We start from the raw sequence: 16,943 nt of genomic DNA on the forward strand, positions 1-16,943 counted from the left end.
CGGTGTCTCAGCCTCGTGTCGTGCCGAACCCATCTGCCGGCACGTAAAGCTTGACCGGGCGGATTTCGTAGACGGCGGACGGATTGACCGCGCGCAGCTTCCGTGCCGCCGCGACCGCCTCGTCGTCCGTGGCGCAGTCGACGAGGTGGAAGCCCAGGAGTTGCTCCTTGGTCTCGGAAAACGGGCCGTCCAGCACCATCCCGGCGCCGGGGCCGCGCAAGGTGCGGGCCTTTCGGGTCTCGTCCAGGCGGGCGGCCGGTCCGAGCAGTCCGCTGGCCCGCATGGGCGCCTGAACCTCGATGACCTTGGCGACGACCGCGGCGTCCTGTTCGGGCGACCAGGACAGGATTTCGTCTTCCACGTGATAGGCCAGGATGGCGTAGAGCATCGTCACCTCGTTATTTTTGCTGCGCGCGTCCACAGGACGTATCACGGCAGCTTGGGCCGACAATGGCGGCACGGAAAATATTGCGTCCGTCCCCTGCGACGAAACCGTCCGGAAACCCGATTGCGGCCCTGGGGTGTGAACGTCGCCCGAAACCGGCGCGACTGATGGCCACAAGAACACTTCGGAGGCGGCCATGTCGACCATCAAGATCATCTGCGACGCGCGTCGGGCGGGAAGATCCGAGCCTGCGGATCTGCACGACCAGAGCGGCCACCACCGCTATTACGGCAGCTCGGCCGAAAACGGCGGCGAGCGCATCGTCGAAAGCCGCCGCGGCAAGCAGCCGCGCGCCGTCAATGTCTGCGGTTTCTGACGCCCCCACGACGCGCGACCATGAGCGTCCTGCAGATATCGATCGCTGCGATGCCGTTCCTGCTCTCCCTCGTGAGCCGGAACAGCAAGGCGATCGCTCCGTGCCTGCTCACGAGCATCTTCACCGTGCTGCTCGCCGACGAGCCGCCCCGGGCGGCCATGGCCTGGTGCATCGGCGTGTTGATCGCCGCCGTCGCCCTCCGCGAACGGCTTCGCGCGACCTGAGCGGGCACCGTTACGGTGCGCTCAGGATCTGCTTGACGAGCGCCTCGCGCAGCGTTGCAAGTTCGCCGCTCGCCTCCATCTGCGCAATCACCTTGCCGACCTCGGGCACCAGAGCGCGATGGCGTTCGTGCAAATAGTGATAGATGTGGATACGATCGAGCGGCGGCGAGAGCGGGTAGATCCTGGCCTGCAGGTTGAGCTTCCTCACAGCGACGAGACCGCTGAAAAGATCGGTGATCATCACGTCGAACCGATCGGCGTCGAGCATCTTGACCATGCTCTCCAGGCTGGTCGTCGCCGTGACGCGGGCCATGCCGCGCGTGCCGGCCTCCGATGAGCCGACGCCGCGGACGATGCCGATGCTGTAGTCCCGGATTGAATCCCAACCCGCGACATCGAAATGGAGCCTCGTCGTGAACACCGCGGGCTCGATGTAGTTGATCGCCGGCGTGACCTGGACCAGGGTCGGGTAGTCGCGTGAGAGCGTCCCGATCCGCTGGATCTCGCCGTCCACCTCGCCGGCACTCGACAGTGCGAGCGCCCGCTTGCCGGGGACGTCCTCGAATTCGAGCTTGATGTTCAGCTTGGCGTAGACGGCCCGCAGCATCTCGCCGCCGACATATTGATCGGGGATGTCGGCGATGCGCGCCAGCCGGATCAGGTCCTGCGCCTGCGATGGAGCAGCTAGCAGCAAAGACAGCCAGACGACGGCAATCCGCCACATCACGCTTCTCCCTGGTCGAACCCTTGCTACCGCTGGATTCGGAGGCCCACGCGATCTACCGGGGGTCGCGCCTGCGCACCGATCAACGCTCGCCTGGGTGATGCGGCTCCAGACTTTCACCGATGTCATTCTAGCACGCGAGGTGGTAGCTTGCGCGGGAATCCTGCTCGCTGGGCGCAAGACATGACCCTGCCGACCTCAAGCAGCCCATGGGCCGACAGGATCGCCACGCGCCGCGCGTGAACAGCATCTCAACTGTCGAACTGCTCGTGGCCGCGACCGGCCGGAGCAGTGCCGCCGTTCCCGGGACATGGTGCATGGGCAACTCAGGCGATGAGGATTCCAAGCGCGGCCGCGCCGTTGCCCCGGCCGCCGCGGAGCAGGATTTGGGCGGGATCGGCGCTGCACTTGCGCCGCCGATGACCGGAGCGTGGCTGTCGCGGATCTTCAACTGGTCACGTCGCGGCGTCGGGCCGCGCCTGCTGGCCGCTGTGCTGCTGTTCAGCTCCGTCGTCACGCTGGTGCTGACCGCACTCCAGCTCTATCTCGACTACAGCCGTGAGGTCGGTGTCATCGAGACGCGGCTCGACGAGATCGGCCGCAGCACCACCGGCAGCCTCGGCGAGAGCCTGTGGAATCTCGACCAGAACCAGCTCCGGCTGCTGCTCGACGGTATCCTGCGGCTGCCCGACATCCGCGCCGCCGAGGTGCGCGAGATCGCCGACCGTACCAATCCGATCCGCCTGGCGGTCGGCGAGCCGAACACCCGTTCGATCGTGACGCGCGACTATCCTTTGACCACCACGGTGCAGGGGGCGGTGCGCACCATCGGCGCGCTTCACGTCGAGGCGACGCTGAGCGAGGTCTACCGGCAATTGATGAACCGCGCCCTGGTCATTCTCGCGAGCCAGGCGGCGAAGACGTTTCTCGTCTCGCTGTTCATCATCTACATGTTCCATCTGCTGGTGACGCGGCATCTGGTCGCCATCGCCGACTTCGTCAGCAGATACAGCCTCGCGCAGCCACCGCCGCCTTTGCATCTGGAGCGCCGGCCGTCCTCCGATCCCGACGAACTGGACAAGGTGATCGTCGCCTTCAATTCCATGTGCGCCAATCTCGAGCGCGCTTATGGCGAGCTGCGCGAGGCCAACGCCAATCTCGAGCGTGACCTCAAGATCCGTCGCAGCGCCGAAGAAGACGCGCGCGCGAGCGAGCAGCGCTTTCGCGACTATGCCGAGACCGCGTCCGACTGGTTCTGGGAAACCGGACCGGATCATCGGTTCACCTACATATCCGAGCGGGCCGGCGCCTTCGGCATGGACCAAAAGGCGCTGATCGGCAAGCGCCGTACCGATGCCGCTTTCGACCACGACGCAGAGCCGGAGAAATGGCGCGTGCACGTGGCGACGCTGGACCGTCACGAGCCGTTCCGGAAATTCGAGTATCGCGGTCGCGATGCGAACGGACGCATGCATCATTTCAGTGTCAACGGCCAGCCGGTGTTCGCGTCAGACGGACGCTTCATGGGCTATCGCGGCTCCGCCACCGACCTCACGGAGCAGCACGAGACCGAGGAGCGGCTGCGCCAATCCCACAAGATGGACGCGATCGGCCAGCTCACCGGCGGCGTCGCGCATGACTTCAACAACGTGCTCACCGTCATCACCGGCACGATCGAGATCATTCAGGAGGGGGTTGCGGACAAGCCCCAGCTGGCTGCCATCGCGCAGCTGATCGACGATGCCGCCGCGCGCGGCGCCGAGATCACCTCGCAGCTTCTGACCTTCGCGCGTCGCCAGCCGATGGAGCCGCGCGAGATCGACGTCAATGCCCTCGTGCTGGAGACGGCGAAGCTGCTGAAGCCGATCCTGGGCGAGCATGTCGAGATCGTGACCCGGCTCGCGGACGACGCCTGGTCGGCGATGGCAGATCCGTCGCAGCTCTCGTCCGCGATCGTCAATCTCGCCGTCAACGCGCGCGACGCGATGCCGGGCGGGGGCAGGCTCACGCTCGAGACCGCGAACCGGGAGCTCGACGGCACGGAAGGTGCCGGCGAGGGCGAACCCATGCGCGGCGCCTTCGTGATGGTCGCGGTCAGCGACACCGGCCATGGCATTCCGGCCGACATCCGAGAGCGCGTGTTCGAGCCGTTCTTCACCACCAAGGGCGTCGGTCGCGGCACCGGGCTCGGGCTCAGCATGGTCTATGGCTTCGCCCGGCAGACCGGCGGCACCGTCGCCATCGAGAGCGAGGAGGGGCACGGCACGGTGATGCGGCTGTTCCTGCCGCGATCGAAGGGCGAGGCGCCAGCCAGGACGGCGCCGGTTCAGGCGCCGGCCACGGCGCGCGGGCGTGAGACGATCCTCGTGGTGGAGGATGATCCGCTGGTGCAGGGCTATGTCATCGCCCAGCTCGGCAGCCTTGGCTATCGCACGCTCGCCGCCGGCGACGGCGCATCCGCGCTGGCGCTGGTCGACCAGGGCGCCAAATTCGATCTCCTGTTCACGGACATCATCATGCCTGGTGGCATGAACGGACGAGAACTAGCCGACGCCGTCCGGGCTCGCCGACCGGGGGCGAAGGTGCTCTATACGTCCGGCTATACCGACGACACCATCGTCCACGAAGGGCATCTCGACCCAGGTGTGGCCCTGCTTCAGAAGCCATACCGCAAGTCGGAGCTGTCGCAGAAGATTCGCGAGGTCCTTGCGGGCGAGCCGCCCGCCTGAGCCGCGCCGACAGACGAAAAAGGCGCGGCGGGGAGGCCCCGTCGCGCCCGATTCTTGCTCGCTGGTCCAGGGCTGAGAGCGCCCCGATGCCAGGCCCTTTTCAGAGCTTAGCGGGCGATCCCAGCGAGGTGACAGCGCTTGAGATAAGACACTGGATCACCTCCTTTCGTTGGTTTCGGGACCTCCAATATAGGTCGAAATCGCCCGGCCGTTAAGGGGGAGGGCGTTTGGCCTGGAACAAAGGGCGTTTTGAGTGCGGGAAAGACCGCCCGGGGGCAGTTGAGACCGCCGCCCGGCCGTGTTAGGGGATCGCCCAACGCGGGTGTAGCTCAATGGTAGAGCAGCAGCCTTCCAAGCTGAATACGAGGGTTCGATTCCCTTCACCCGCTCCAGTCTTTTCAGGTCCCTCTCGGACGATTAAGCCGCGATCCGGACAAATGTCCGTCTTTCGTTCGAGACGCGCGCCGCCCTTTCGCGCCGTTAACAACTTGCCGAGGGCCCGCTTGGCATAGCTCGACCCGTGACGTTCGTGGAGCGGCCTGCGCCTTCATCTCGCGGTCGGCCAGTTCCGCGTCGTCGTCGAACTTCAAAGGCCATGCGAGGCATAGGGCCAAGGCGCACGCCGAGCCTTGACGCTCAGCATGATCACCTTGCTCGGCCGCCGGCACTCGTCGGCAAGCAGACTCCGGATGACGGTTTCGAGATCTGTGGTCTCAAGGTCGGCCTCGCGTCCGGCGCGCCGAAATCGTCCGTCACAAGATCGACCGTCGATTCGTCGGGAGGGACGAGGGAAGCGGCGTCAAGCGCGATCGTCCCGAGGCGTTGGCGGCAGCAAGCCATCGCAGGCGAGGGGCGTTTCGAATGCTGTCGATGCTGCCGACGAGGTAGCTCCTAATAGTGCTCGTCTTCGGGGGATTGCGGCAACCGGTCTCATTCACCCAAACTGCTCGTAGCCTCAGGATGGACGTCGCCGGCGAGAGAGGGTCTAGCGCCGGAAGCTCTCGGAAGAAATGCTATCCAGCCATCGAGGCGTTGATGCGTGGTTCTATTGAAGTAGGACATCGCGAGACGGACGATCTCAAGCCTGCGCCGATCGAGCCGTCGTGGATCGTTGAAGGCAATCCAGAGGCTCGCTCACGCCTTCTGTCGACGAGCGCCTGTGGGACGGCCTGGACCATGCTCTGGTCCTGCACCCAGGGCAAATTCAACTGGAACTACGATTTCGACGAAACCGTTGTGATCCTCGAAGGATCTATCGTCGTAGAGATGGATGGTAGACCGGCGGAGCGCTATGCGGCGGGTGACGTGATCTTGTTCCGCACCGGGACGCGTGCCAAGTGGCATGTCGAAGATCATGTCAGAAAGGTCGCCTTTTGCCGGCTGGACAATCCGGTCCCGCTCGGTTTCGCCATCCGTGCTGTCAACAAGCTCAGGTCACTGGTCAGGGGGCAGCCTCAATCATCCCAATTGAGTTGAGCAGCTGCAGAGTCGTTATCCGCGATATCGGGTGAACGAACTCGCTTGCAATCAATCCGATTCCGTGGAGCCGATATCCATGTCAATCGGCGCCAGATAGTCGGCATGCAGCGTGATTCGAACCTTTGATCCGTCCAGGACCAGGCGCACGCTTCTCGGATAGTACCCGCCGCCGATCACCGTGCCGCTCTTTCCGGCCAAACGGGAGCCTGCGGCAGGCGTGACACGAACGCGCGAGCCTGGTGGATATCCGAGGTTGGCTTGGGCCGGTTCCGGCCTGGCTCTCTCGCCGGGAATGAGGCCTCGGCGCGGCGAATGCACTTTCACGGGTTTTCGCATCGCAGCTCTCACCGAAGGTCGTGATCCCTTCAGACCCACCGCGGCGCCGGCGACGGCCTATGGCTTGACGTAGGTCCAACCCATCTCCTGCAACTCCATCACGCGCACGACGCCCGATTTCACGATCTCCGCTTGGCGAACGATCGGTATGTCCTTGTTCTCGGCCTTCTTCATTTTTTCCTGGGTGTTGCCGCAGGCCTTGAATGACACCTCGGGCATGCTCAGGGCCATTTCCTCGATGCGCGCCTTCACCGGGGATGTGTCTTCGCGCAGCATGTGCAGGCCAGGCCCAAAGGTGACGACTTCGATCTTCACTTTTTCGCCGGCGTCCTTGAAGTATTGCGCCACGTTGGTTGCGTTGTTCAGCGCGAGATTCATTGCCGGGGGATCGTTGGAGTTCACCTGCAGGATCAAACGATGTTCTTTCGTCTTCGGTGCCGCCGGCGCCTCCATGCGGGCAACCGCAGACCGTTGCCGTGTCGCCGTCGCCGGCTTCGCGACATGATGTCTCTCATGCGTCGTCCTCTGCAGGACGGGTTGCGTGTCTGCCGGCGTCCAGTATCTTCCGCCCTGCTCAGCGCTCGCAAACGATGTAGAAACCAGAACAGCAATGGTTGCCGTCGCAAACGCTGCGGCAATATGTTGGAACCTGACCATATCCGCCTCCATCAAAAAAATCCTATGCACGTCATCAACGATTGGGCGTTGCGATCGCGCGCGGCCATTTGCACGCGGCGGCCATCTTCGTGCGCGCCGCGTCGAGCCCGGCGAGAGAGAATGTTCCATCAGGGGCACCGCCGCCCCGTGACGAGAGCTGGACGATGAAGTCCCCGCTGTCGGGAAGGGATTGCAGCAAGCGAACGATGTCCCCCGTGAACGCAATGCCGGGCCCGGAGGCCGGGCTGCCTGCCGCGACCTGCACCGCCGCGTTGTTGTTGATGCGATAGGAAATGGCACCGGCGCCGCCTTCGCGCGAGATGCCGGGGCCTGTCAGCACCAATTCGGTCCGGCCGCCGCGGCAACGGATCGACATCTGCATCGCGGACTCGGCGGTCCCGCCGCGCGACGATGTCGTAGCGGTCGCGATTGGAGAATAGTCTATCGGCGAGGTCGTCTGGCTGACGATCCATTCGTCGTCTGAGGGCTGGCGTTGATGGGGGGCGACTGTGCGCGTCAGTTTGTCCAGACACGCGAGGCGCTCGGTGTGCGGCTTCTGCAGGCAGGAGCCGAGCTCCGTCGTTGAATCCTGGGCCGACGCCGTGCCGACCGTCGTCTCGACCGCAAAGAGAAGCAGGATTGCGATGCGGTTCATTGCGATGCTTGTGTTGCGCGGTGCTGACGATCCAGCCAGGCCTGCGCTGCAGGGACGCGCGCGAGGCCGGGAACTGTCGCGGCGAGATTGATGGATTTCCACTTCGAGTCGAAGCCGGGCGCCTGCAGTTTGTCGATCCGGGAGAACAAGTGGTCGATGAAGCGCGAGACGCGCTCGGCGCGATTCGATTTGGCCGGCCAATTGAACGCGACCAGAGCGGTCGACACGGCGATGGTCGAAACGCGTTCGCCCGGCTTTATCAGGTTGGGATAGTCGGCGTCGCCGAGCGCGGCCGGAAGATAATAGTCTTCGAACCTGCCGTCATAGGGGAGGGACAAGAACTTGAAACCGGGCTCCCAGCGGCCCCGCACGAAGGCATCCACCGGCTTCGATGTAATGAAGACAACGGCTGCCATATCGCCCTTGCGCATCTGCTCGAGCGCGACCTGATGTGGGATGAACGTCTTCTCCACATCGAGATTGAGTCGGCTGAAGATCAGCGGCCCCGAATAGGCCGCAGCGGTGCCCTGCGTATTGAAGTTGACCTTCTTGCCGGCGAGATCGTTCAAGCTCTGGATCTCCGGCCGAACGAAAATATGGAGCTCGGACGGAAACAGATTCAGGACATATGCGATCCTTCGCTGGATATCCGGCACCTGGCTTTTGTATTCCTCCAGCGCGTCGGAATTGATGATCGCCGCATCGATCCCGCGCAGATAGAGCAGGGAATTCAGGTTTTCCGTGGCTCCGCGGGTGACGACCGGCAGAACGTGCAAATTATCCCCGTCGTCGACCACGCGCGCGATCTCCGCTGCGAGGCGGATCGGTGCGCCCTCGAGCAGGCCTCCAGCCAGGCCGATTGTCCAGGCATTCATCAGGACCGCCTCAGGCCTTGGCTGCGGCGCCTCGGGCTGTGCCTGGCGAACCTTGTGAGGCCGATTATTCTGTGGCCGGGCATCCGCCCATGAATGGAGCGCCAGGAGGAATGGTGCGAACGCGGCGAGCAAGAGCAGCCGATGCAATCCAGTGAGCTTTCTCATCGACCATCATCCTCTCTACATGCCTCATGCGTATTGGACGCGTTCGAATGTCGATAGCGCGTGGCCGTTCTGTAGAATGGCCGCACCGGACAGCGCTATCGGCCCAGCGCTTCGATCCGCGCTGTCGCCTCCTTGACTCCTCCGGCTTCGGCCCGCGTATAAAGATCTCGCGCCTTTGTCGCGTCGCCGTGGGTCCCATACGTTCCGAAGCTGGGGAGGACCCGCGGATCATAGGTTTCCGCGAGCACGAAAATTGCCTGCGCATTGCCCATTCGGGCGACGTGCTCCAGAACGACCCGCGCCGCTCCGATGTCTCCCTGTTCGAGCAGCAAGCTCGCGCGTGCGATCAGCCTCGCGACTTGCGCCGCTTCGTCGGGATTGGCCCGGACCTCCGCTGCGCCGCGCGGCACCGTGCTTGGATCCTGAAATGTCTCATCCCGCACCGGCGCTTCCTGCACGGGCTCGTTCTTGAGCTGTTGCGGCCGCGCGCCGATTGGCTCCTCGCGCACAGCCGTTCCGACCGTTGCCGGCTGAGGCGCGGGAGGAGGAAATCTCGCCACGAACGCGCCGTTGTCGAGACGGGCCAATGCAATCTCGGTTTCCAGCCCCTGGGCCCGTTCGCGCTCACGCTGCAACATGCCGCGCAGCTCGGCTGCGTCCCGCTCCCCGGCCTGCTTGAGCCGCAGGACCTCCTCGCTCGCCTTGGACGCTCGCTCGGTCTGTACCTCGAGATCGCGGTTTGCTTTCGCCAGATCCCGTGCCAGCCGCTCGGCCCGATCGCGCTCCGCTTGCTGCGATTGGCCCAAGGAAGCTGTTTCGCTTTCTTGCGCCTGTTTGAGCTGCGCCGCGCTCTCGGCGGCTTTGGCGGCTTGAGCTTCGTATGCGTAGACCTTGCTGCGTGCGATCGAGAGATCCTGCGCCAGCGCTTCGGCTCTGTCATGCTCCTTCTGGATCGACCGTGTCCGCTCCGTGGCGCCGGCTTTTGCCGCCTGCGTCAGCCTGCTGATCTCGTCGCTCGCTTTGGTCGCCAGCGCGGTTTGCGCATCGAGCTCGCGCTGGGTGGCCGCCAGTGTGCGCTCCAGTTCGCCGGTCCGATCCCGCTCCTGTTGCAGGGAGTTCCGCAAGTCGACCAGGCCGCCATCCGCGGCCTTCTTGAGTTGGGTGACCTCATCGCTCGCTTTGGCCGCCAGTGCGGTTTGCGCATCGAGATCGCGCTGTGTGGTCGCTAGTGTCCGCTCCAGCTGGCCGGTCCGATCCCGCTCCTGTTGCAGGGAGTTCCGCAAGTCGACCAGGCCGCCATCCGCGGCCTTCTTGAGTTGGGCGGCCTCATCGCGGGCCTTGTCCGCCAGGGCAGTCCGATCTTCGACGTCGTGCCGCGTTGCTGCCAGGGCCTGTTCCAGCTGCTCGGCTCGATCGTGCTCCTGCGCGAGACGTTGCAGTAGCTCGATATCGTGCTTTGCGCTGCCGAGCTCGCACGACAGCGCTTCAGGTTTGCGCGGTTCCGGCTGCGGAGACTGCTGGGGCTCGCCGCTGCCAGGGACGGCCGCTTGCGCTAGTCGAATTGAGCCGTCTCTGCCGTGGCGGTGAGGCGGCTGCACGACGAATATGTTGCAGCCCTCGAGCCGGTAGGGCGTGGGGAAGCTGGAGACATTCTGCTGGGACGCATCCATGGGGCATCGCGCCGGATCGGCGAATGCCGCGCCGGACGCAGACGTGATCACGAGGACGGCCGTCGCCAGCTGCGGAATTGCCGAGCATCTCCGCACGGGCAGGGGCCTTTCCGTCCTCGCAGCGCAACGCGGCACGCCTGCGACGTCGCCATCGGCCAGAGAAAGAATAATCGTGCGACTCATTTGCATGGTCCGTCGCATGATCGGGGTGCTTGGGTATGGACGCATCATTATGCGCGCCGCCCATTCGCCTTCCAATAACCCGCATGGAGGAGCCTCGCTTACCCCTTTTTGCTGCCCGGAAGGAGTACCTCCAGGGATGCCCACAAAGGGTCGTTGTGTCCCTGCTCACCAGAGATCACGATGGCGCGCGTTGTCGTTCTGATTGCTCACGTTTGCAGCCAGTGGCGCGGTCGGACGGAATCGCCGCCGCTGAAATCGAGACTATTCGCCATGGACGCCAAGGGCAGCTCAGAGCGTGCTATCCGACACCCCAGCATGCCGCTTCGCAAGACAAGAAAGCGCTTGCTGCTGCTCGGGGCGGTCTCCGGGATCGCCCTTCTGGGGGTGGGTACGGTCAAGAATTGGAAAGCGATCGAGGTTGCTTCCGCAGCTGTCGCACGGTCGCTATCCGCTGCAGGCGGTGCGCCGCGAGAGCGGTCCGTTGACGCTGCGGCCGAAGCCGACACTGCGTTCGCAGCCCAAGCGCTGCCCGCAACGACGATCGACGGCAGTTCCACTCTCGCCGCCTCTACCATCACCGAGCCCCCGAAATTGGCCGGAACGCAGGTGGACGCATCGCCGGCAGCCCCGCTCGTGGTCGGCGATCGCCTCAAAATTGCGTTCTATGAGCGAGTGGATGTCGAAGAGGATAAGTGGGGGCGTTCCTCGTCGACGTCGGCTCTGCGCGGCATCCTCCAGCGTCCGGAACTGACCGGGGAATATGTGGTCCAGGAGGACGGTACGATTTCCGTGCCGTTGCTCGGTCTCGTTCCGGTCCTCAATCATTCAGCGCAACAGGTGCAGGAAGCGCTGGTGGACAGATTCGAGCAGCTGCTGGGGCGCAGGGGAATGGTCACCGTCTTGTCGGTAGAGCGTTCCCCCATTTACGTGCTCGGGCCGGTCAAGAACGCGGGTACGTTCAAATACGTGTCCGGCATGACCGTCCTGCACGCAATCGCGTTGGCGGGCGGGCTCGATCGCGGCACTAACGACCCCTGGCAGAAGATCGAAGCCGTGCGCGAGATCCAGAAGCGCAGCGGCGCCGTTGATGCGATGCTGAAATTGCTGGCGCGCGGGGCGGTGCTCAAGGCGGAGCGCGACGGGATTGCCACCAAGATCCCGCTCAGGCTGCTGGAACTGGTCGGCGCGACCGAGGCCGCCAACATCGTCAACGAGCAGAGCGACCGACGCAAGGCCGTTGCCACGGCCCGCAAGAATCGCGAGCACGCCATCCAGGCTGCATTGGAGTCGGCCAAGCAGGATGTTGCGGTCTATGGGCGCACGGAGGCGCTCGATGAACTGGTCAAATTGCGCCAGGATCGCGTGAACAGTATGCGCTCCCTCGTCGACCGCAACGTTCTCAGTATGACGGTCCTCAATCAGGTGCAAAGCGAGCTCACCGACGCGGAGCAGCGCCGGAGGGACGCGCTCAATCAGTACGGGATGGCCAAGCAGCGCCTTGCTTCCATGGAGGCGGAGGTCATGAAGGTCCAGGCCGACGTCAAAAGCGAATTGGAGAACGAGATCGAGCTGGTCGAGCGCCAGATCGCGGACAATGAGCGCGAGTTCAACATCAGTGAGGGGGTCCTGGGCACGTTGCCGGCGACACGCGGCCAATTCGCAAAGGAAGCGAACCGGGTGACTTACGAGATCGTGCGACAGACCGCGACCGGGCCGGTCGCCACACCGTCGAGCGGGACGAGCGTGCTGAAGCCCGGCGATCTCGTCAATGTCATCACGGGTGAAAGCGAGAGAGCGCAAAGCGGCGGGCCGGTCTCGGCCGCGAGGGAGGAACGATCGACAACCGGGCGTGCCGACTACTCGGAGACGACGGGTCGCGCCGTCGCGGAGCAGAGGACAGGCCCGAAGTGATGACCGTCCAGGACATTCGAGAGCAAAGGCTGGCCCGCATGGACAGGCTAGTCGGGGCCTGGCAATTCGTCTTCCGGTCGGGCCGGTCGGTTGCATGGTAGACTTTCAGTCATGGATGGTCATGTCCCCTTCTCGCCAACAACTAAGGCGGCATAAGCAAAGCGTGGCGTCGGCGAAATACATCGACGGTTTGCCCGAGCCCGGGCCAACCGTGCTCTCCGCCGCAGATGGACCGAGCCCGCCAGTCGCTGCAATTTCAGACCACAAGGACGAGAGATCGGAATTCGGAGCGTCCACACCGGTCATGCTGAAGCCGGACTACAGGGCGATCCAGCGGCGCTGGAACGATACCCGATCACCCGATCGCTTGATTGCCCACTATGAACTCGAGCGCCGGCTCGCAGATCGCCTGCGATCCGCGGCCCGGCACGAGCGTTCGCAGCTCTATGCCGAGGTCTATTCGGAGCTGTTCAACAGCCTGCCGGATCATCCCCAGCTTAGGGGAGGCGACAGGTCACGGCCCGAACGCGTTGCGAGACAAGTCAGGCTCCTCAAGCCCCTGATGACGCGCGGCGGCGTGTACCTGGAAATCGGCGCCGGCGACGCCCTGCTGCCCTATGCGCTGTCGACGATCGCCCGCGAGGTGCTCGGTCTCGACGTCACGGATGCTCTTGTGGACTTCACCACCGCGCCGGAAAATTTCCGGTTCGTGAAGACGGACGGGATCGGCATTCCCCTCGCGGACAACTCCGTGGACCTGGCCAACTCCGATCAGCTCATGGAGCACCTGCACGACGACGACGCCAGAGACCAGCTCCGGGAGATCCATCGCGTCCTGAGACCCGGCGGACGTTATGTATGCACGACGCCGAGCATCGTTACCGGCCCGCATGACATATCGGCTCTCGTCGATGACGTGGCAACGGGAATGCACATGCGCGAGTACGACTATCGCTCCCTCCGCGCCTTGATCCTGGCGGCGGGTTTCCGCCGGGTCAAATTCCCCCTGGTGATCGCCGGCTACAGGCTGGCCACGCCACCTTATTGGCTGTTGCGCGGCATCGAACGGGCTCTCGGACGGCTCCCGATGCATCTGCGGCGCAGTCAAGTGGTCGGCGCGTTGATGGGCATCACGGCGATCGCAACAAAATGAATTGTGAAGTTTCGCGGAGCCGAATGACGGCGATCGGCGCAGATCGACATTCTTTCTGCGGTCGAGGGCCGCTCAAGTCTGGAGCAGCTTGGGGGACGGGCTTCGCGCATCGGGCTCGCTGGCCGAATCCAGCGTTGTCGCAAAGAACAAGACAAGAGCCGCGCATGCGCCCTCAATGTTGACGGCGACCGTCCAAGCCACGGCCAGGCCTTGAAGCCCGCCAAGCTTCGCACCCGCGATTGCGGAACATATCTCCAGCAATCCACCGAATGCGAACCAGTGGGATGCTTTGCCCATTTTGTTGCGAAGCCGCGCCAGGCTGCAGGCATGATACTTGAACGTCGATCCCAGCAGACTGAACCCGAGCAAGCACAGGCTCGTGCCCGCAATCCGCGGATAAGCCGGATTGAAGACCGCAAGAATCTGTTGCGAATAGAAAAAGACGACGCTGGCGCAGACCAGTGAGAACAGCAATGAGACTGTCAGCGACACGAGCATATGGTGCCGGAATTGCTTCGCGTTTGCTCTGATCACGGGGAACAGGACGGTGGACATGGCTGCGGGGATCGTGCCGGCCATCGTCACCAGCATCCACAGCGACACGAACGCGGCATTCGTGGTCGCCGACAGGAGAACCAGCACAAGGTAGGGCATCACGATAACGGGCGCCTGGATGGTAACATCGAGCGCGTAATGACCGAATACCTTGTGTCGAAGATTGTAGAGCGCCCGGAAGTCGGGCGGCCCAAGGAGGCGCCGGGCTCTGCCGTGGGTCAGGACATCAAGTCCGATCCACGATATCAGCAACCCGGCCAACCATGTCAGCACGATCGCGGCGGTGGAAGCAAAGCCCGCGAGGGCGGCAACTGCGATCAGCATCAGCTTGCACGTGGAGAACAACACTTGTCGGATCATCCGGCTGGAGCTGTGCAGATCGCCGACGAGTGCCGCATCGCCGAGTTCGATGGGAACGGTCAGGCAGCACCCGAGGACGAAGGCAGTCCCCACGAGCCAATTGTCGATCGGACTGTTCGAACTGTTGAGCTGCGACTCTCCGACGACAAACGACAAGGCCAGGCCGAGCGCCAGCCCTAGCCCGATCGATGCTGCTGCGCTCACAAGACCGGCCACCCGGCCCGGGTGCCTGCCGATTTCGCCAATCAGCAACGTCCCAAGCCCAGCCTCTCCCAGCAGACCGATGAGGCCCATCACGGATAGGAGAGCGGAGGCCGTGCCGATGACCTCCGGCGGGAAGAGGCGGGCGGCAAGCCACCAATAGGCAAATCCCAACACAGCCGTGACCACCGTGCCGATGGCCATTGCGCCCGAGTTGATAACGAAGACCGCACTTTTCTGCACCGTCCCTAGAAGGCGCGTCATCGCGGTTCGGGTGGGCGCTGACATCGTGGCTCACCCGAATGTTGGTGCGCAGGGAGCATGATCCTGAGCGGTGGCTGGGTGCAGCACGTCATGGTAGACCTGCTCGATCCTCGTTACCACCGCTCCGGCCTTGAGCCGTTCGACCCTGGCGAGACTTCGCGATTCCATGCGGGTCAGCAAGGCGCGGTCGTTCAGAAATGATTGCATCGCACGGGCCAGAGCCGGTGCGTCACCCGGCGGAACGAGAAGTCCCGTCTTGCCGTGATCGACCAGATCCGGCATGCCGCCGACGTCGGTTGCGACGACGGCCTTGCCGGATGCCATCGCTTCCATGATGACGGTCGCGCAGGCTTCCGGCCCGACCGACGGCAGGACGCCAAAGAGCGAGCGATGCCATGCATGCATGATGGCGGCGTGTGGCCAGTTGCTGAAGACGCGGACGTTCGGCGGAAACTCGGCGGGCGTGTCGGCGAGCCGGCGCCCGATCAGGACCAGCGGCGGTGCTTGCTCGAGGCGGGCGTAGGCGCTGAGAAGAACGTCGATGCCCTTGAGCCGCATCATGTCGCCGACGAACAGAATGAAGTTTTCCTCGGGCAGTTCCCGCAGGCAGGGATCCTCCGCGCCAAGCACGCCGACGTCGTCAGGGACAAAATTGGGTATGACCTCGTACGGAGCGTGGCCGTCGGTCAGACCTGTATGACGCGCCACGGCATGGCTCACTGCGATGAATCGGTCCACCACCCGCCTGGCGAGGAAACTCGACGCGCAATTGCCCAATGTCGTCGCGATGGCCTTCGTCGTTCCGTAGTGGGCGGCGGCGCAGGGCAGGCACTTCGCGAGCTGCGGACCGTCGCACAGATCTGTACCCAGATGCATGAAGTTCTTCTTGGCGCAGACGAGGCCGTAGTCGTGCAGCGTCACCACCAGCCGCGCGCGACCGAGGGGCTTGATCGGCAGGAACGAGGCATAGATCCAGTTGTGAGCGTGGACGACGTCCGGCCGCTCCTGTGCGATCAGCCGCTTCAGAGCGAATACGAGCTCCGGGTCTGGAAACGGCGGCGCGTGGCGGCGTTCGGAATCGGCGTGGAGAGCCGAGAGGCGTTGAATTGTCCCACGCAGGCGATGCACGCGGACCGTGCCGTCCAGCTCGCTCCCCGGCGATCCAGCACGCATCAGAGTGCCGATGCTCACGTCATGGCCGCGCTGCGCCAGCGCCCTGCCGAGATTGCGAACATGCCGCTCCTCCCCTCCGATTGCCGGAGGATAGAATTGCGAGAGCAGCAGGACGCGCATCATCGAGCCTCGTCTTGACGGCGTGGCACCAGGGTTGAAACGCTGCGATAGAGTCGATTGTCGTCCGGGCGGTAGAGCCGGGCGTCGGCCCTCTGCGAAGTGGCCGAGATAGGGACCTGGATCTCTCGCGACCAGGTTTCGCCAGGCGCAAGTGTGAGCGAGTGGAATACGGCAAATGGCTGGCCGCCGAGGTTTATCTCCAGGTCGAAGCGCTGGGTGTTGGCCTCGGCGCTGCGGACGCCGACGGTCATCCGAGCCGGGCCGCCACTTGCCGGCGGCAAGATCCAGAACGCGGTATAGCTGAACTGCCGGTAAGTCGCCTCGTCGTGGACGGCCAGCGCGTAAGCGCCGCTAGCCAGGAGCAGTGCGGCGGCCATCGCGGTGCCCTGGGAGAGGCGCACCGGCACCGAACCGGGCCAGGGCGGCAGATCGGGAGCGTCGCTGCGGCGGCCGGCCACCAGTGCAGCGGCCACGGTGACGGCGCAGAACCAGCTCGCCCAACCGAGCGGCGTCAGCAGACCCGCAGCGTTCAGGATGAATCCCCCGGCAATGCCAATGACGAGGCTGGCGCCGACAGCGTAGGCGAGATGTTCGGACAAGGAGCTGGTCTTGATGCCGATCGCCCGCAGCATCGCGTGGCCGGAGACAAGAAAGACCATTGGCGCGACCAGGACTGTACGCAGCAGCACATTGCTGCTGAGGCCGACGGCAGCCAGCATGACGAGGGCCCAGAGCAGGGCGGCCCGAA

16 protein-coding genes and 1 tRNA gene are annotated in these 16,943 nt (G+C 64.2%); 7 read left to right on the forward strand and 10 right to left on the reverse strand.

The window, feature by feature from the left end:
* Window positions 1-7 precede the first annotated feature (7 nt).
* Window positions 8-388, reverse strand: a complete 381-nt coding sequence (locus A7X65_RS01850; protein ID WP_063684748.1) for a YciI family protein — start codon at window positions 386-388, stop codon at window positions 8-10.
* 193 nt (window positions 389-581) lie between these two features.
* On the opposite strand from A7X65_RS01850, the gene A7X65_RS01855 reads away from it, so the two are divergent.
* Together A7X65_RS01855 and A7X65_RS01860 are read left to right on the forward strand one after the other, a co-directional pair.
* Window positions 582-761: a hypothetical protein gene (locus tag A7X65_RS01855; protein ID WP_063682667.1), complete on the forward strand. Its 180-nt coding sequence runs from the start codon at window positions 582-584 to the stop codon at window positions 759-761.
* A 20-nt stretch (window positions 762-781) separates the two neighbouring features.
* Window positions 782-985, forward strand: coding sequence for a hypothetical protein (locus A7X65_RS01860; RefSeq protein ID WP_063682668.1), 204 nt, complete (start codon window positions 782-784; stop codon window positions 983-985).
* 10 nt (window positions 986-995) lie between these two features.
* Here the strand turns inward: A7X65_RS01860 and A7X65_RS01865 are convergent, their stop codons facing one another.
* Window positions 996-1,709, reverse strand: a complete 714-nt coding sequence (locus A7X65_RS01865; RefSeq protein ID WP_063682669.1) for a substrate-binding periplasmic protein — start codon at window positions 1,707-1,709, stop codon at window positions 996-998.
* 317 nt (window positions 1,710-2,026) lie between these two features.
* Here A7X65_RS01865 and A7X65_RS01870 point away from each other — a divergent pair, with 317 nt between their 5' ends.
* The 3 genes from A7X65_RS01870 (at window position 2,027) to A7X65_RS01880 (ending at window position 5,914) form a co-directional block, all read left to right on the forward strand.
* Complete coding sequence (locus tag A7X65_RS01870; RefSeq protein ID WP_063684749.1) at window positions 2,027-4,438, forward strand: hybrid sensor histidine kinase/response regulator; 2,412 nt, start codon at window positions 2,027-2,029, stop codon at window positions 4,436-4,438.
* A 318-nt stretch (window positions 4,439-4,756) separates the two neighbouring features.
* Window positions 4,757-4,830, forward strand: a tRNA-Gly gene (locus A7X65_RS01875).
* 643 nt (window positions 4,831-5,473) lie between these two features.
* The gene (locus tag A7X65_RS01880) at window positions 5,474-5,914 is read left to right on the forward strand and encodes a cupin domain-containing protein (RefSeq protein ID WP_063684750.1); all 441 of its coding nucleotides are present in this window, start codon (window positions 5,474-5,476) and stop codon (window positions 5,912-5,914) included.
* Between the two features lie 51 nt (window positions 5,915-5,965).
* Here A7X65_RS01880 and A7X65_RS01885 read toward each other — a convergent pair whose 3' ends face one another.
* From A7X65_RS01885 to A7X65_RS01905, 5 genes are all read right to left on the reverse strand, one after another.
* A complete protein-coding gene (locus tag A7X65_RS01885) occupies window positions 5,966-6,253 on the reverse strand; it encodes a hypothetical protein (RefSeq protein WP_245323202.1) in 288 nt (95 codons plus the stop codon).
* A 57-nt stretch (window positions 6,254-6,310) separates the two neighbouring features.
* Window positions 6,311-6,922, reverse strand: a complete 612-nt coding sequence (locus tag A7X65_RS01890) for a DsrE family protein (RefSeq protein WP_430642669.1) — start codon at window positions 6,920-6,922, stop codon at window positions 6,311-6,313.
* A gap of 22 nt (window positions 6,923-6,944) precedes the next feature.
* Window positions 6,945-7,565 (reverse strand): hypothetical protein, encoded by a 621-nt coding sequence (locus A7X65_RS01895; RefSeq protein WP_063682670.1) that lies wholly within the window; start codon window positions 7,563-7,565, stop codon window positions 6,945-6,947.
* Window positions 7,562-8,605, reverse strand: coding sequence for a TAXI family TRAP transporter solute-binding subunit (locus A7X65_RS01900; RefSeq protein ID WP_156527591.1), 1,044 nt, complete (start codon window positions 8,603-8,605; stop codon window positions 7,562-7,564). The genes A7X65_RS01895 and A7X65_RS01900 overlap by 4 nt, the downstream gene beginning before the upstream one ends.
* Window positions 8,606-8,700: 95 nt before the next feature.
* A complete protein-coding gene (locus A7X65_RS01905) occupies window positions 8,701-10,458 on the reverse strand; it encodes a coiled-coil domain-containing protein (RefSeq protein WP_245323204.1) in 1,758 nt (585 codons plus the stop codon).
* Between the two features lie 180 nt (window positions 10,459-10,638).
* Between A7X65_RS01905 and A7X65_RS01910 the strand changes: the two genes are divergently transcribed.
* Complete coding sequence (locus tag A7X65_RS01910) at window positions 10,639-12,369, forward strand: polysaccharide biosynthesis/export family protein (protein WP_082884800.1); 1,731 nt, start codon at window positions 10,639-10,641, stop codon at window positions 12,367-12,369.
* A gap of 304 nt (window positions 12,370-12,673) precedes the next feature.
* On the forward strand, window positions 12,674-13,522 hold the full coding sequence (locus A7X65_RS01915) for a methyltransferase domain-containing protein (RefSeq protein WP_063682672.1): 849 nt from the start codon (window positions 12,674-12,676) through the stop codon (window positions 13,520-13,522).
* A gap of 72 nt (window positions 13,523-13,594) precedes the next feature.
* Here A7X65_RS01915 and A7X65_RS01920 read toward each other — a convergent pair whose 3' ends face one another.
* From A7X65_RS01920 to A7X65_RS01930, 3 genes are read right to left on the reverse strand one after another with little or no spacing between them, the layout of a single operon-like run.
* Complete coding sequence (locus A7X65_RS01920; RefSeq protein WP_063682673.1) at window positions 13,595-14,926, reverse strand: lipopolysaccharide biosynthesis protein; 1,332 nt, start codon at window positions 14,924-14,926, stop codon at window positions 13,595-13,597.
* Between the two features lie 6 nt (window positions 14,927-14,932).
* Complete coding sequence (locus A7X65_RS01925) at window positions 14,933-16,198, reverse strand: glycosyltransferase family 4 protein (protein ID WP_082884801.1); 1,266 nt, start codon at window positions 16,196-16,198, stop codon at window positions 14,933-14,935.
* Window positions 16,195-16,914 (reverse strand): hypothetical protein, encoded by a 720-nt coding sequence (locus A7X65_RS01930; RefSeq protein ID WP_156527592.1) that lies wholly within the window; start codon window positions 16,912-16,914, stop codon window positions 16,195-16,197. Before A7X65_RS01930 ends, A7X65_RS01925 begins: the two co-directional genes overlap by 4 nt.
* Window positions 16,915-16,943: the final 29 nt, after the last annotated feature.

The sequence above is a fragment of the Bradyrhizobium stylosanthis genome (genome assembly GCF_001641335.1).
GTDB lineage: Bacteria > Pseudomonadota > Alphaproteobacteria > Rhizobiales > Xanthobacteraceae > Bradyrhizobium > Bradyrhizobium stylosanthis.

What these genes read in the sequence shown, in the direction of transcription:
- A7X65_RS01890 (WP_430642669.1), bottom strand. Translation starts at nt 6,922, where the DNA reads ATGGAGGCGGATATGGTCAGGTTCCAACATATTGCCGCAGCGTTTGCG.
- A7X65_RS01880 (WP_063684750.1), top strand. Translation starts at nt 5,474, where the DNA reads ATGCGTGGTTCTATTGAAGTAGGACATCGCGAGACGGACGATCTCAAG.
- A7X65_RS01905 (WP_245323204.1), bottom strand. Translation starts at nt 10,458, where the DNA reads ATGAGTCGCACGATTATTCTTTCTCTGGCCGATGGCGACGTCGCAGGC.
- A7X65_RS01850 (WP_063684748.1), bottom strand. Translation starts at nt 388, where the DNA reads ATGCTCTACGCCATCCTGGCCTATCACGTGGAAGACGAAATCCTGTCC.
- A7X65_RS01925 (WP_082884801.1), bottom strand. Translation starts at nt 16,198, where the DNA reads ATGATGCGCGTCCTGCTGCTCTCGCAATTCTATCCTCCGGCAATCGGA.
- A7X65_RS01865 (WP_063682669.1), bottom strand. Translation starts at nt 1,709, where the DNA reads ATGTGGCGGATTGCCGTCGTCTGGCTGTCTTTGCTGCTAGCTGCTCCA.
- A7X65_RS01855 (WP_063682667.1), top strand. Translation starts at nt 582, where the DNA reads ATGTCGACCATCAAGATCATCTGCGACGCGCGTCGGGCGGGAAGATCC.
- A7X65_RS01870 (WP_063684749.1), top strand. Translation starts at nt 2,027, where the DNA reads ATGGGCAACTCAGGCGATGAGGATTCCAAGCGCGGCCGCGCCGTTGCC.
- A7X65_RS01920 (WP_063682673.1), bottom strand. Translation starts at nt 14,926, where the DNA reads ATGTCAGCGCCCACCCGAACCGCGATGACGCGCCTTCTAGGGACGGTG.
- A7X65_RS01900 (WP_156527591.1), bottom strand. Translation starts at nt 8,605, where the DNA reads ATGAGAAAGCTCACTGGATTGCATCGGCTGCTCTTGCTCGCCGCGTTC.
- A7X65_RS01930 (WP_156527592.1), bottom strand. Translation starts at nt 16,914, where the DNA reads ATGCTGGCTGCCGTCGGCCTCAGCAGCAATGTGCTGCTGCGTACAGTC.
- A7X65_RS01860 (WP_063682668.1), top strand. Translation starts at nt 782, where the DNA reads ATGAGCGTCCTGCAGATATCGATCGCTGCGATGCCGTTCCTGCTCTCC.
- A7X65_RS01895 (WP_063682670.1), bottom strand. Translation starts at nt 7,565, where the DNA reads ATGAACCGCATCGCAATCCTGCTTCTCTTTGCGGTCGAGACGACGGTC.
- A7X65_RS01915 (WP_063682672.1), top strand. Translation starts at nt 12,674, where the DNA reads ATGCTGAAGCCGGACTACAGGGCGATCCAGCGGCGCTGGAACGATACC.
- A7X65_RS01885 (WP_245323202.1), bottom strand. Translation starts at nt 6,253, where the DNA reads ATGCGAAAACCCGTGAAAGTGCATTCGCCGCGCCGAGGCCTCATTCCC.
- A7X65_RS01910 (WP_082884800.1), top strand. Translation starts at nt 10,639, where the DNA reads ATGGCGCGCGTTGTCGTTCTGATTGCTCACGTTTGCAGCCAGTGGCGC.